The sequence below is a fragment of the Marinomonas algae genome, from assembly GCF_047525555.1.
In the GTDB taxonomy this organism is placed as follows: Bacteria; Pseudomonadota; Gammaproteobacteria; order Pseudomonadales; family Marinomonadaceae; genus Marinomonas.
Genome location: NZ_JBLIXK010000011.1, coordinates 63,268 through 76,482 on the forward strand (window position 1 = coordinate 63,268; position 13,215 = coordinate 76,482).

Genomic DNA, 13,215 nt, shown 5'->3' on the forward strand with positions numbered 1-13,215 from the left:
TACATTAGTGACCTGGTTGTTTATGTATGTTGAGGCGTTCTAATATTTTGATCTCATTCATCATACTGTATATTGAAGTGAGAGCATACTTTGTCATTATTAAGGAACGGAATATGTTTGCAATAGCAGGCGTTCTAATTGTCATCATCAGTGTTGTTTCTGGTTATCTGGCATCTCATGGCAGCATTTTAGCTTTATGGCAGCCGTTTGAAGTGATTATTATTTGTGGCGCTGCGCTAGGCGCCTTTATGGTAGCCAACCCATTCATAGTCCAAAAGAAAGTTCTTACCATGCTGCCGCAAGTGTTCTCTGGCAGCCGACATAATAAAAGATTTTATTTGCAGCTGTTAGGTGTCATGTACAGTCTCTTTCAGAAAAGCCGACAAAATGGTTTTTTGTCTATTGAAGAGGACATCGAATCGCCTTTTACAAGCGAGCTTTTTAAGCGTTTTCCTGATGTTGTTCGAGACCATGAATTGGTTGAGTTCCTAACAGACAACTACCGCATATTTACATTAACAGGCCTTCCTTCCCATGAAATAGAAGCCATCATGGATAATGAAATAGAGCAAATACAAGAAGAGCTTGTTGCTCCGAGTCATGCGTTAACCCGCGTTGCAGAAGGTTTGCCTGGTTTTGGTATTGTGGCGGCGGTGTTGGGGATCGTTATTACGATGGGATCAATTGGTGGGCCTTTGGAAGAAATTGGGGCTCATGTGGCGGCAGCCTTGGTTGGAACATTTTTGGGTATCTTTTTTGGTTATGGCTTTGTCGGCCCTGCAGCTTCCCATTTGGAGAATTTAGGTGCTCATGAACTGAAGGCTTATTTATGTGTTAAAGCTTGTTTGAATTCGATTGTTTCAGGTTATCCGCCTCCGGTAGCGGTAGAGACTGGGCGTAAATTACTTCCGCCAGATATGCGACCAAGCTTTGCCGAATTGTCTATTGAATTAAAGCAGTATCGTTAAGATGAATTTTTGCCGAATTAACGGAGATATGATGTGGCCGTAGGTTCTCAAGGTTTGGTCATTCGTCGAGTCAAAAAGATCAAAAAGGGCGGTCATCACGGCGGCGCTTGGAAGATAGCTTTGGCTGATTTTGCTTTGGCTATGATGGCCTTGTTCTTGGTGTTGTGGTTGCTGAGCGTTGCCAGCCCGGAAGAGTTGGCAAGCATCGAAGGTTATTTTCAAGATCCTTTGGGGGCTTCTACGGCGGGGTATAGTGCTAATCCAATTGACCTTGGTGGGAGTCCTGCCAAGAGTAAAGACAAAAAGCTTGATGCCCAATTACCTGAGCCTGGCAGTACGGATGTGCCGATTAATGACAATGCACTTGGGAATGGTGCTGAGGCAGATGAGGCCAACAGTATTAACGACTTGCTCCAAGAGGAATTGGAGAAAAGTAATATTGTTTTGTCACAAGAGAATAATTTGCGCATTGAGATCACACCACTTGGTGTGCGTATCACGTTATTGGATAGTCCAGATAAGCCCATGTTTGAACGTGGTAGCGCGCGTATGATGCCAGATATTGAAAACACCTTGCTGAGTATGTCGCCTTTGTTTAATAAGGTGCAAAACCCCATCGTTATTACAGGGCATACGGATTCGTCTCAGTTTAATGACCCTCAAAGTTTAGATAATTGGGATCTTTCTGCATTAAGAGCCAATGCTGCCCGCCGGATATTGGAAGAAGGTGGTGTTGAGGATCGAAGGATAGCTCAAGTTATCGGCTTGGCAGACAGTGTGCCGTACAATCGTTTTGATACAGACAGTGCAGAAAATCGACGGATTAGTATTACATTGTTAACAGATGATGCTTATAAGAAAATGCTGGACCAGAATCGCCGAAACTTTGGCAATCCTGGTACTCAATCTGAGTTAGATTTAGCCCCAGAAAGCGTTTTTTAAAAGGCGTGGTTTTCTCTGATGGATTGTTTGATGCGCAAAAAGCTTTGAAAGCGGTGCTCTGTAATTTCACCTTTTTCTAAGGCGTCTAAAATAGCGCAACCAGGCTCCTTTTCATGGGCGCAATCTCTGAAACGGCAATAGCCGATATGTGGGCGAAACTCAATAAAGCCGTTTAATAGTTCATCCTCAGAAATATGCCACAAGCCAAACTCACGTATTCCTGGTGAGTCGATTAAGTCACCGCCTTTTGGCATGTGGAACAAACGAGCGGTAGTTGTCGTATGAACACCTTTCTTTCTTTTCTGTGATAACTCACCAACGCTGATGTCTATGTCTGGAAGAAGGGTGCCGATTAGCGAGGATTTGCCCACGCCAGACTGACCAACAAAGACGCTTGTTTTGTCTTCTAAAAAATTATAAAGAGACTCCATGCCCTTTTGATCTTTGGTAGAAGTGCGAATGATTTTATAGTCTAGCGCTTCGTAGGTGCTTAATAATTGGTTTAGCTCATCCCTGTTTTTGTCGTCTATTAGGTCGCATTTGTTTAATAGAATGACAGGAGGAATGCCAACGGTTTCGGCGGCGACCAAGTAGCGGTCGATAAGGTTGGCGTGCGCAACCGGTTCAGCTGCGATAACCACGACAATATGGTCTATGTTTGCTGCAACGGGTTTGAGGCGGCCATGCATATCTGGGCGGCTTAGTGACGTGTGTCGCGATGTTGTGGCAACAACGACACCACCTTCATTTTGCTTTGGGCGCCAGACAACTTTATCGCCTGTGACGAGTTGTCCTAGATTTGCGCGTAAGTTGCAGCGTGTAGATACGCCAATAAAAGGCGCTTGCGTACCTTCAACTTCCACCTGAGTGCCAAAATGAGAAATGATAATGCCTGAGGTTTCAGGTCCAAGGTCGGATGACTGTAGTAGCTCCTCGGCAATATCACTGCGTTTCTTGGTGCGCTCAACGCGTTCTTTTTGAATTCTTTCGATTCGCCAAGTTTGTTGTTTGGTAAGTTTTCGCTTCGACATTCGTTTCGTCTGGTCCTATATTAAGGCGCATAGAGTATAATGCTTGGCATTGATAATAAAGGATTTGGAAGATTATGAGCGTAAATGAAGAGAATTTAGTGTGGATTGACCTAGAAATGACGGGTTTGGATCCTGAAACAGACACTATTATCGAGATTGCGACGGTTGTTACAGATAAACATTTGAACGTGTTAGGGAAAGGCCCTAGTTTGGCAATCCATCAGGATAAAGCGGTTATGGATGCAATGGATGAATGGTGTACTCAGCATCATGGGAATTCTGGATTAACTGCGCGAGTCTTGTCTTCGACTATTAGTATGGAGCAGGCGGAAAAAGAAACGATTGAATTTCTGGCGCAATATGTACCAGCTGGCGCGTCGCCTATTTGTGGGAATAGTGTTGGTCAAGATCGCCGCTTTTTATATCGCTACATGCCAGAATTAGAACGCTTTTTTCATTACCGTTACCTTGATGTAAGCACGGTGAAAGAATTGGCTAAACGCTGGAAACCTGAAGCATTGGAAGGTTTTTCTAAATCTGGTTCTCATTTGGCAATGGACGATATTTTGGAATCCATTGGCGAGCTTAAACATTACCGTAAAACCATGTTTGGTTTGGATGCTGTTTAGTTTTATAAGTTTTAGAAAAAAGCAGAAGTGCCATCCCAAATAAGCTTTACTCCTGTTAAAAATAGAAAAAAGTAGATGAACTTAAAAAAGCGTTCGGTTGGTATTTTATAGTGTAGCCAAGCACCTAACTGAACGCCTAAATAAGCAATAGGTGTAAAACTTAACGACAGCAGAATGTTTGTGGTATTAAGTTGGCCAAGTAATCCGTAAGGAATGAGTTTGACATAATTGACGGCAGCAAAGATGACAGCAGCGGTTGCCACATATTGTGTTTTGTCTAATTGTGTTCTGAGTAAATAAACGCTCATTGGTGGGCCACCGGCGTGGGCAATAAAACTTGTAAAGCCACCTAAAGCACACCAGAATTTCCCAGCAAGTGTATTCAAGGGTTTTAGTCGAGAGCTTTTGTTCTTTCTTGGCCAAGAGTTGATTGTGAAACCGATGGCAATGACGCCAACCATTATTTTAAGCCACTCAACAGAAAACCAAGATGCTGTGAGGCCACCGATAATGATGCCAACAATGGCCGCTGGAATGCATTTTATGAGTTGTTCTGTATTCCACTTTTTCCAGAACTTTTGTACGGCGAAAATGTCCATGACACAGAGAATGGGTAGCATGATGGCGGCGGCGAGTGTGGGTGATGTTTGTAGTGATATGAGTGGAACGGCGATAACGCCAAAGGCACCTGAAAATCCGCCTTTTGATATGCCTGTTATTAACACGGCAAATGCAATCAGTAATATGAGCAGCCAATCCATAAATGACCTTTTATTTGTTGTTTTTGATGCTTTTTTAACTAGAGGGCGAATTTAGCCAGATTATGATTCATTGATGCTGGTTTAAAAAGGCTTATGTAATAGAATTGTTTCATTGTTGTAATACTCCGTGGTAACGGAGAGAGGATGAAGATTTAATGCGAATAGAGAAAGATGTTTATGGTGAAGATGCCATGGTTCAGCTTGGGGAATCCTTTGCTTCTTCATTGAAAAAAGGTGGTGTTGTTTTCCTTGAAGGCGATTTAGGAATGGGGAAAACGACATTCGTTCGAGGTGTTTTGCGTGGCCTTGGCTATGATGGCCCTGTGAAAAGTCCAACTTATACGATTGTTGAACCTTATGATGTGGCGAATATAGAAGCGTTTCATTTTGACTTGTACCGAGTGTCGGATCCTGAAGAGTTAGAATATATGGGGATTCGTGATTATTTTTCAGAGACCTGTTTATGTCTAATCGAATGGGCTGAAATGGGTGTTGGTGTGCTTCCAGAAGCTGACTTTATTGTTTCTATTGATCGAATTAAAGAAGGGCGACATGTTTTGGTAGAAGCGAAAACAGAAAAAGCGTCAGCCGCTTTAGTATCTTTGTGAGGTGATTGGGTTTCTTGATGTATCAATGTCTTTACTATAAGCAGGATTGAGATCAACTTGATCAGCAGTTATAGTGTGACAGATATTCTAGCTAGCTGTCTGATATGCATACTAAATTTCGTACTTGTCTTAATGTTTTTATTTATCTGATTCTGTCTTTTGTGTCTCTGAATGCAATTGCTGCAGAAGTTAGAGATATTCGTGTCGCTCAGCAAGAAGGAGTGACACGCTTGGTATTTGAATTGTCAGGTGCTTCTGATCATCGACTTTTTCCTCTTTCTAACCCAGATCGAATCGTATTGGATATAACAGATGCCGAACTCAGCCCTTCTGCATCTGATGTATTGTCTGGTCTTTCTTCCGATGTCTTGACTCGTGTGCGTTATGCTCGCCGTGAAAGTGGTGGGCGATTTGTGTTGGATTTGACTCAGTCTGCAAAAGCGAAAAGTACCGTATTAGCGGCCAATGATACTTATGGTCCTAGAATTCTGATCGAGCTTGAATACGGTCAGCGCAAGCCTGCTACGGTTGTTAAAAGTTTGACGAATTTGGCTAAAGAGAAGCGTGATATTGTCATTGCTATCGACCCTGGGCATGGCGGTAAAGACCCAGGCGCTTTGGGGCAATACAAAGTACGTGAGAAAGATATTGTTTTGTCTATCGCGAAAGAGCTTGCGAACCGAATAAATGCTGTTGACGGTTTCAAAGCGGTATTGACACGTTCTACAGATATTTACTTGCCATTACGTGATCGCTCTCGAGTGGCGCGAGAAGCCAATGCGGATCTAATGGTGTCTATTCATGCAGATGCTTTTACGAAGTCCAGTGCGAGGGGCGCTTCGGTGTGGGCGTTGTCGTTAAGCGGTAAGAGTTCGGAAATGGGGCGTTGGTTGGCTCAGCAAGAGAATTCGGTAGATTTAGTTGGTGGCATTTCTTTGGATGACAAAGATCAGCTATTAGCTGAAGTCTTGCTTGATATGTCAATGAACTCGACGATTCAAATGAGCCTTAATATAGGTGAAAGTGTTTTAGGTGAAATGAAAGGCGTTGCTGTATTACATAAAGACAGTGTTCAGCAAGCCGGTTTTGTTGTTTTGAAGTCGCCTGATATACCATCTATATTGATTGAAACAGGGTTTGTTTCCAATAAAACAGAAGCAAAGAATTTATCAAGCCGTACTTATCGAGTGAAGTTGGCGGCGTCTATTGCGACAGGTGTTGTGGACTATTTTACCAAAAATGCACCAGACGGTACCTTGCTTGCGTGGAAACAAACAAAGCGATCCGATTATGTCTATGCCGTTCAAAAGGGCGATACATTATCTGAGATCGCGCGTCGTAATAATGTTTCTTTAGGGGTTTTGCGACAAACAAATAAGCTGAAAAATGATGTGATCTGGATTGGTCAGAAGCTCGTCATTCCTGCCGGCTAAATCTAATATGACTTTGGATTTTTAATCGAAAGTTTTTCAATTTAAAGGTCGTTCATGAAAAGAATTAATCTTTTATCACCGCGTTTAGCGAACCAAATTGCAGCGGGTGAGGTGGTTGAGCGTCCAGCTTCTGTTGTAAAAGAATTGCTTGAAAATAGTCTGGATGCAGGTGCTTCGCAGCTTGATATTGATGTGGAGCAAGGCGGAGTTCGCCGTATTAAAATTCGTGATAATGGCACGGGTATTGTTAAAGATGATTTGTCTTTGGCGTTGAGTCGCCATGCAACTAGCAAAATAATTACGCTTGATGATTTAGAGGCGGTTCGTACGCTAGGGTTTCGTGGTGAAGCACTGGCGAGTATTAGCTCTGTCTCTCGAATGCATCTAACGTCTCAAGCGGAAGGTGAAACGGAAGCTTGGCGTGTTGAAGCAGAAGGAAAAGATATGGCGGCGGCGGTTCGTCCAGCTTCCCATCCTCAAGGTACAACCATTGATGTGCGTGATTTGTTTTTTAATACACCTGCTCGTCGTAAGTTTTTGCGAACAGAAAAAACCGAGTTTAGCCATTTAGAAGAAGTGGTGAAACGCCTTGCCTTGAGTCGTTATGAGACGGGTTTTCGATTAAGTCATAATGGTAAGCAGGTTTATGATTTACGCCCTGTGACAGACCAGCTTCATGCGGAGCATCGGTTGGCGACTTTGTTGGGTAAGAAGTTCATAGAGAACTCGTTAACTCTTGATGTCGAAGCGGCAGGCTTGCGTTTATGGGGGTGGATTGGTTTGCCGACGTTTTCACGCTCTCAAGCAGACCTACAATACTTTTTTGTCAATGGAAGAGTGGTGAAAGACAAGCTGGTGGCACATGCTGTACGCCAAGCTTATCGAGATGTTTTATATAATGGTCGTCATCCTACCTTTGTTTTGTACCTTGAATTAGATCCTTCTACAGTGGATGTGAATGTGCATCCAACGAAACATGAAGTGCGCTTTCGTGATGGCCGTTTAGTGCATGACTTTTTATTCAGTCGTATACACAAAGCCATTGCAGATGTTCGCCCTGAATCGGATGCAGCGCCAACCGGTATTCAGGAGGCGGCAAGTTCTGAACCTGAAATCACTGAGCAATCGGCTTTGCCTTTATCTAATCGCTCTGCGACAGCGGGAATGGATTGGATGAGACCTGCGTCTAATTCTTTTGGTTCATCCGAAGTGCGTGGGCAGTTGGAAGGGATGGGGCGACTTTCTGGATATGCGCAAGAATATGCTTCTCAAACGGAGCAGATTGATCCTGAAACGGGTGAAATTAAAGAAGTGCTTCCGTCTAGTTCCTTGGGGTTAGGGAGTAATACTGATTTAAGTGCTTTTGAGCATAAAGGGGATTATCAAGCGGTTCCTCCTTTGGGTTTTGCTGTTGCTCAGTTGCATGGCGTTTATATTTTGTCTGAGAGTGAGCAGGGCTTGATTTTGGTTGATATGCATGCAGCTCATGAGCGAATTGTGTATGAACGAATGAAGAATGCGTTTTACCAAAAAAATATCGCCTCTCAGCCTTTATTGGTGCCTATTAGTGTTTCTGTTTCTCAAAGTGAAGCGGATCTTGTAGAAGAGAGTGGGCAGGTTTTTGAATCTTTTGGTTTTAGAGTAGAAAGAACGGGATTAGAAAGCGTCATGGTTCGGGAAGTTCCGGTAATCTTGATTCGAGGTGATGTTGAAGGTTTGGTTCGGGATGTGATTAGTGACTTGTCTGCTAATGGTGTGTCTGATCTTATGGAGTCACGAGCCAATGAGTTGATGGCTTCTATGGCTTGTCATGGTGCTGTTAGGGCAAACCGTAAGTTAACTATTACCGAAATGAACAGCTTGCTCCGTGATATGGAAGTGACAGAGCGAAGCGGGCAATGTAATCATGGTCGGCCGACTTGGGCGCATTTGAGTATGTCGGACTTGGATAAACTCTTTCTGAGAGGGCGATAAAATGGCAAAACCGCATGTGGTTTGTTTGATGGGGCCGACGGCTTCAGGAAAAACTGGGTTGGCTGTCGAGCTGGCTCAGCATCACAATTATGAAATTATCAGTGTTGATTCGGCGTTGGTTTACAAGGGAATGGACATAGGTACGGCCAAACCTGATGCCGACTTATTAGCAAGGGCGCCTCATCGTTTGATTGACATTATTGATCCGTTAGAGTCCTATTCAGCGGCCGATTTTGTCTCTGATGCTGTTAAAGAAGTTGCTGATATTGTATCAAAAGGGAAAACGCCTCTGCTTGTCGGCGGTACCATGATGTATTTTAACGCTTTACAGAAGGGCTTGGCGGAAATGCCGACGGCTGATGTTCAGGTGCGAGCTGAAATAGAGGCAGAGGCAGCCGAAAAAGGCTGGCCAGCTTTGCATGAATATTTGCAAACGATTGATCCTGAGGCAGCTCTTAGAATTCACCCTAACGACCCTCAGAGATTGCAAAGAGCGATAGAAGTGTATCGTTTGACAGGTAAGACGATGACGCAGTTTTGGGCTGAGCAAGAAGCTGCTTCTATGCCCTTTGAAATGATTAATATGGCGGTTATGCCCAAAGAGCGAAGTATCCTTCATCAACGGATTGAGCAAAGGTTTGATGAAATGATGGAGCAGGGCTTTTTGGCGGAGGTGGAACGTTTTTATCGCCGCGGTGACCTGTCGATCGACATGCCTTCTATGCGTTGTGTTGGCTATCGACAGCTGTGGCAACATTTGGACGGTGTGGATTCTCTAGATGATGCTATCTTTAAGGGAGTTGTTGCTTCCCGTCAACTGGCGAAGAGACAGCTAACTTGGCTACGAGGTTGGGAGGATTTGATGATTTTCGATAGTTTATCGAAAGATCTTGTTTCAGAGGCCTTGAATTATATAGAAAGCAGGATTATATAGGGGAAATACTTAAAAATTTGGTGTAGTATCTACAATATTGTTTTATCGGTATTTAATTTAAAATTTTACGCATACTTAAGGAGATTCCAATGTCAAAAGGGCAATCATTACAAGACCCTTATCTAAATGTTCTACGCAAAGAAAGAGTGCCTGTTTCTATCTTTCTTGTTAATGGAATTAAACTTCAAGGTCAAATTGAGTCATTCGATCAATTCGTCATTTTGTTAAAGAATACAGTTAGTCAAATGGTTTATAAGCATGCAATTTCGACTGTTGTGCCTTCTCGTACTATCCGTGTTCCATCTCCTGATCAACCAGAAGATGATGTTGAGTAGTTTGTCTGCATTAAGACAAACAGAGGAATATTATATTGTTTTTTGAACGCCCTGATAGCGGTGATCTAGCTGTATTGGTTCATATCGATTTTCATGTTCAAGGTGAAACATATGGACCAGAAGAGTTTGTTGAGCTTGCTATTTCCGCCGGCGCGGATCCTGTTGCAGTTGTTTCGGGGTCTCGTCAGCGTCCTGATGCTAGATACTTTGTCGGTACTGGTAAACTCGCAGAAATTAAAGAAATTGTTGATCGAGAAGAAGCAGAAATTGTGCTTTTTGATCATGCTTTATCACCTTCTCAAGAACGAAATCTAGAAAGTATTTTAAAATGTCGTGTGCTTGATCGCACAGGACTTATTTTGGATATCTTTGCTCAACGTGCACGAACCCATGAAGGTAAGTTGCAGGTGGAGCTTGCTCAGTTGCAGCATATGTCAACACGCCTAATTCGTGGTTGGACTCACTTAGAGCGCCAGAAAGGCGGTATAGGTATGCGTGGGCCGGGTGAAACTCAGCTTGAAACTGACCGACGCTTGCTACGAGAGCGAATTAAATCTATTCAAAAGCGATTGGATAAAGTTGGTTCTCAACGAGATCAAAATCGTCGCTCACGTTCCCGTTCTGCAATACCAACGGTTTCATTGGTTGGCTATACGAACGCAGGCAAATCTACCTTGTTTAATCATGTTACTGGAGCGGAAGTGTATGCGGCTGACCAGCTGTTTGCGACTTTGGATCCGACGTTAAGGCGTTTAGATATTGAGCAAGTTGGAACCATTATTTTAGCGGATACAGTTGGGTTTATTCGTCAATTGCCTCACCGTTTGATCAAAGCCTTTCAGGCAACACTAAAAGAGTCGTCAGAGGCTGATTTGTTGTTGCACGTGGTTGATGCTGCGGACATTGCTCGTGATGAAAATATGACTCATGTTGACTCTGTTCTGGAAGAAATTGGTGCCAACGAAGTTCCAACATTAAAAGTTTTTAATAAAATTGATGCACTTCCTACCGGTGAGCCTCGTATAGATAGAGACGCCGATGGGAACCCTTATCGAGTTTGGTTGTCTGCTCGTGATGGGCGAGGGCTTGATTTGTTGCAGCAAGCGATCGCAGAGCTTTTGGCGGAGGACGTTTTTAGTGAGACGCTTTCTTTGTCAAACAAATATGGTCGTCTCAGAGCAATGCTTTTTGAGCATGGCGCTGTAAAGGCAGAGCGTTTCGATGAAGAAGGGCACTCTATACTTGAAGTTAAGTTGCCTAAGAAAGATTATTTACAGATTTTGGCTCGTGCAGGCATGTCTGAAGATCAGATAGTTGCCGCATAGTTTTACCGGATTATCATTAAAATAAAGTGGAGATGCAGTATGGCCTGGAATGAACCGGGTAATAACGACAATGACCCATGGAATCCAGATAAAAACCGTAATAATGGTGCTGGGCGCCCTGACGAAGGTCGTGATAAAGATACCAACAATAGCAATGATCCTTGGGGTCGTCCGTCTGGTGGGAAAGAACAAGGACCACCAGATCTTGATGAAGCCTTTCGAAAGTTGATGGATATGTTTGGGGTGAAGAAAACTCGTAAGTCGGGTGGCTCCAATGGTGGTGGTTCAGGCATGTCTGGCAAATTTGGTGGTAGTTTGATTGCTATTGCTTTGATTGCTATTGGTGCGCTATGGGCTACAACAGGTATCTATCAGGTTGACCAGCAGGAACGTGGTGTTGTTTTTCGTTTAGGTGAATATCACTCTACTGTTTTGCCAGGGCTGCATTGGAATCCGCCGCTAATTGACAGTGTGAGCAAAGTGAATGTAACGAAAGTTCGTTCCCATGATCACAAAGCATTAATGCTGACGGTTGATGATGCGATTGTCGAAGTGGGTGTTTCTGTACAGTATTCCGTTCAAGAGCCTAAAGACTTTTTGGTGAATGTTCGTAGCCCTGAAGAGTCTTTGGCTCAGATTACAGAAAGTGCACTTCGTCACGTTGTTGGTAGTTCTGAAATGGATCAAATTTTAACGGAAGGTCGTGAGTTGTTGGCGACAGAGGTTAAAGCTCGTATTCAAGATTACAGCAGCGCTTACGGTACTGGTTTGTTGATTTCAAAAGTTAACGTTGAAAACACTCAAGCGCCAACGCAAGTTCAAGAAGCATTTGATGACGTAATCAAAGCAAAAGAAGACGAGTTGCGTGTACGTAATGAAGCAGAATCTTATGCTAACGGTATTATTCCTGAAGCTCGTGGTCGTGCTCAACGTATTCGAGAGGAAGCTGAAGCTTACCGCTCTGAAATCGTAGCTCGTGCAAGTGGTCAGGCAGATCGTTTTGATCGTTTATACCGTGAATATACAAAAGCGCCTGACGTAACTCGTCGTCGTTTGTATATCGAAACGATGGAATCCGTTTACAAAGATGTGAACAAGGTTGTTGTTGACACCGAAGGTGGGAATAACATGATGTACCTTCCTTTGGATCAATTAATGAAGCAGCGTGCAGCATCTTCTGATTCTAGTGTGATTGGTTCCACAAATATCGGGTCGTTAACGGATCAAGTTATTGAAGAAATTCGTAAACGTCAAAGTTCCACTGTTCGTAGAGAGGGCCGAAACTAATGAAAAGCTTTTCTTTTTCAGTTTTATTTGTTGTTCTTCTCGGTATTTTGTTTGCTTCACAGACGTTGTTCGTTGTGAAAGAAACAGAACGAGCAGTAGTGCTTAAATTTGGTGAAATTGTTCAGGAAGATGTTCAGCCTGGCCTTCACTTTAAACTGCCTGTCATGAACGAAGTTAAGAAATTCGATGCTCGAATTTTAACAATGGATTCTCGTCCTCAGCGTTATTTAACGCTAGAGAAAAAGGCGGTTATTGTTGATTCTTACGTGAAATGGAAAATCGATTCGGTTGCTAAGTTCTATCAGGCAACATCTGGTGATGAAATCGTTGCTAACCGTGTATTGTCTTCTCGAGTAGACACAGGGCTTAGAAATAAGTTTGGTGAAAGAACCATGCACGAAGTTGTCTCTGGTGAACGTGACCAGTTAATGACTGAATTGCGTGATGATCTAAATATTGTTGCTCAGAATGAGCTAGGTATTTCGATTGTTGATATACGTGTTAAGCGTATTGATCTTCCGCCAGATGTAAGTGAATCTGTTTATCAGCGAATGAGAACAGAGCGTGAGCGTGAAGCTCGTGAGCACAGATCGAAAGGTTTGGAGCTTGCAGAAGGTATACGTGCTGATGCAGATCGTCAGCAAGTTGTACTAGAAGCGGAAGCTCAGCGAGACGCGGAAATGATTCGTGGTGATGGTGATGCGAAAGCAGCAGCGATTTACTCTAACGTTTACACGCAGGATCCTGAGTTCTACGAGTTTTACCGTAGCCTTCAGGCATACCGTGAGAGCTTTAATGGTAATAGTGACTTGTTTGTCCTAGAACCAGACAGTGAATTCTTCAAATATTTGAACAGCTCTACAAATAGTGCTGCCAAATAGAGTGGATATTCATTAATAATCGTACATGAGGCCTATTTGTTAAAATAGGAAACATGGTACTATTACGCAAACCGGGCATGGCCCGGTTTTTTAATGGTCAAAATAAA

General features: G+C 43.2%; 13 protein-coding genes. 11 read left to right on the forward strand and 2 right to left on the reverse strand.

Features of this window, described 5'->3' with window-relative positions; translation table 11 throughout:
* Positions 1-113: 113 nt before the first annotated feature.
* Entirely contained in the window at positions 114-968 is an 855-nt protein-coding gene (gene motA, locus ACMUMQ_RS13465; protein WP_414682498.1) for a flagellar motor stator protein MotA, read from the forward strand.
* A gap of 33 nt (positions 969-1,001) precedes the next feature.
* Entirely contained in the window at positions 1,002-1,910 is a 909-nt protein-coding gene (locus ACMUMQ_RS13470) for a flagellar motor protein MotB (protein ID WP_414682499.1), read from the forward strand.
* On the opposite strand, the gene rsgA is transcribed toward ACMUMQ_RS13470, so the two are convergent.
* Complete coding sequence (rsgA, locus tag ACMUMQ_RS13475; RefSeq protein ID WP_414682500.1) at positions 1,907-2,941, reverse strand: small ribosomal subunit biogenesis GTPase RsgA; 1,035 nt, start codon at positions 2,939-2,941, stop codon at positions 1,907-1,909. The two genes, ACMUMQ_RS13470 and rsgA, sit on opposite strands and share 4 nt — an antisense overlap.
* A 74-nt stretch (positions 2,942-3,015) precedes the next feature.
* On the opposite strand from rsgA, the gene orn reads away from it, so the two are divergent.
* Positions 3,016-3,570, forward strand: a complete 555-nt coding sequence (gene orn, locus ACMUMQ_RS13480; RefSeq protein WP_414682501.1) for an oligoribonuclease — start codon at positions 3,016-3,018, stop codon at positions 3,568-3,570.
* A gap of 11 nt (positions 3,571-3,581) precedes the next feature.
* Here the strand turns inward: orn and ACMUMQ_RS13485 are convergent, their stop codons facing one another.
* The gene (locus ACMUMQ_RS13485; RefSeq protein WP_414682502.1) at positions 3,582-4,331 is read right to left on the reverse strand and encodes a sulfite exporter TauE/SafE family protein; all 750 of its coding nucleotides are present in this window, start codon (positions 4,329-4,331) and stop codon (positions 3,582-3,584) included.
* Between the two features lie 155 nt (positions 4,332-4,486).
* Here ACMUMQ_RS13485 and tsaE point away from each other — a divergent pair, with 155 nt between their 5' ends.
* From tsaE to hflC, 8 genes are all read left to right on the forward strand, one after another.
* Positions 4,487-4,939, forward strand: a complete 453-nt coding sequence (gene tsaE, locus ACMUMQ_RS13490; protein WP_414682503.1) for a tRNA (adenosine(37)-N6)-threonylcarbamoyltransferase complex ATPase subunit type 1 TsaE — start codon at positions 4,487-4,489, stop codon at positions 4,937-4,939.
* 104 nt (positions 4,940-5,043) lie between these two features.
* Complete coding sequence (locus ACMUMQ_RS13495; RefSeq protein ID WP_414682504.1) at positions 5,044-6,372, forward strand: N-acetylmuramoyl-L-alanine amidase; 1,329 nt, start codon at positions 5,044-5,046, stop codon at positions 6,370-6,372.
* A gap of 54 nt (positions 6,373-6,426) precedes the next feature.
* Entirely contained in the window at positions 6,427-8,346 is a 1,920-nt protein-coding gene (mutL, locus tag ACMUMQ_RS13500; RefSeq protein WP_414682505.1) for a DNA mismatch repair endonuclease MutL, read from the forward strand.
* A 1-nt stretch (position 8,347) separates the two neighbouring features.
* Positions 8,348-9,280: a tRNA (adenosine(37)-N6)-dimethylallyltransferase MiaA gene (gene miaA, locus ACMUMQ_RS13505; RefSeq protein WP_414682506.1), complete on the forward strand. Its 933-nt coding sequence runs from the start codon at positions 8,348-8,350 to the stop codon at positions 9,278-9,280.
* An 89-nt stretch (positions 9,281-9,369) separates the two neighbouring features.
* Positions 9,370-9,615, forward strand: a complete 246-nt coding sequence (hfq, locus tag ACMUMQ_RS13510; RefSeq protein ID WP_317004263.1) for an RNA chaperone Hfq — start codon at positions 9,370-9,372, stop codon at positions 9,613-9,615.
* A gap of 35 nt (positions 9,616-9,650) precedes the next feature.
* A complete protein-coding gene (gene hflX / locus ACMUMQ_RS13515; protein WP_414682507.1) occupies positions 9,651-10,940 on the forward strand; it encodes a ribosome rescue GTPase HflX in 1,290 nt (429 codons plus the stop codon).
* A gap of 39 nt (positions 10,941-10,979) precedes the next feature.
* Positions 10,980-12,227, forward strand: coding sequence for an FtsH protease activity modulator HflK (gene hflK, locus ACMUMQ_RS13520; RefSeq protein WP_414682508.1), 1,248 nt, complete (start codon positions 10,980-10,982; stop codon positions 12,225-12,227).
* Positions 12,227-13,108, forward strand: a complete 882-nt coding sequence (gene hflC / locus ACMUMQ_RS13525) for a protease modulator HflC (RefSeq protein WP_317004260.1) — start codon at positions 12,227-12,229, stop codon at positions 13,106-13,108. The genes hflK and hflC overlap by 1 nt, the downstream gene beginning before the upstream one ends.
* The last annotated feature ends 107 nt before the right edge of the window (positions 13,109-13,215 follow it).

Excerpts from the sequence above, each read along its gene's own strand:
- tsaE (WP_414682503.1), top strand. The coding sequence starts at position 4,487 with ATGCGAATAGAGAAAGATGTTTATGGTGAAGATGCCATGGTTCAGCTT.
- hflC (WP_317004260.1), top strand. The coding sequence starts at position 12,227 with ATGAAAAGCTTTTCTTTTTCAGTTTTATTTGTTGTTCTTCTCGGTATT.
- orn (WP_414682501.1), top strand. The coding sequence starts at position 3,016 with ATGAGCGTAAATGAAGAGAATTTAGTGTGGATTGACCTAGAAATGACG.
- mutL (WP_414682505.1), top strand. The coding sequence starts at position 6,427 with ATGAAAAGAATTAATCTTTTATCACCGCGTTTAGCGAACCAAATTGCA.
- hflK (WP_414682508.1), top strand. The coding sequence starts at position 10,980 with ATGGCCTGGAATGAACCGGGTAATAACGACAATGACCCATGGAATCCA.
- miaA (WP_414682506.1), top strand. The coding sequence starts at position 8,348 with ATGGCAAAACCGCATGTGGTTTGTTTGATGGGGCCGACGGCTTCAGGA.
- ACMUMQ_RS13485 (WP_414682502.1), bottom strand. The coding sequence starts at position 4,331 with ATGGATTGGCTGCTCATATTACTGATTGCATTTGCCGTGTTAATAACA.
- rsgA (WP_414682500.1), bottom strand. The coding sequence starts at position 2,941 with ATGTCGAAGCGAAAACTTACCAAACAACAAACTTGGCGAATCGAAAGA.
- ACMUMQ_RS13495 (WP_414682504.1), top strand. The coding sequence starts at position 5,044 with ATGCATACTAAATTTCGTACTTGTCTTAATGTTTTTATTTATCTGATT.
- hfq (WP_317004263.1), top strand. The coding sequence starts at position 9,370 with ATGTCAAAAGGGCAATCATTACAAGACCCTTATCTAAATGTTCTACGC.
- motA (WP_414682498.1), top strand. The coding sequence starts at position 114 with ATGTTTGCAATAGCAGGCGTTCTAATTGTCATCATCAGTGTTGTTTCT.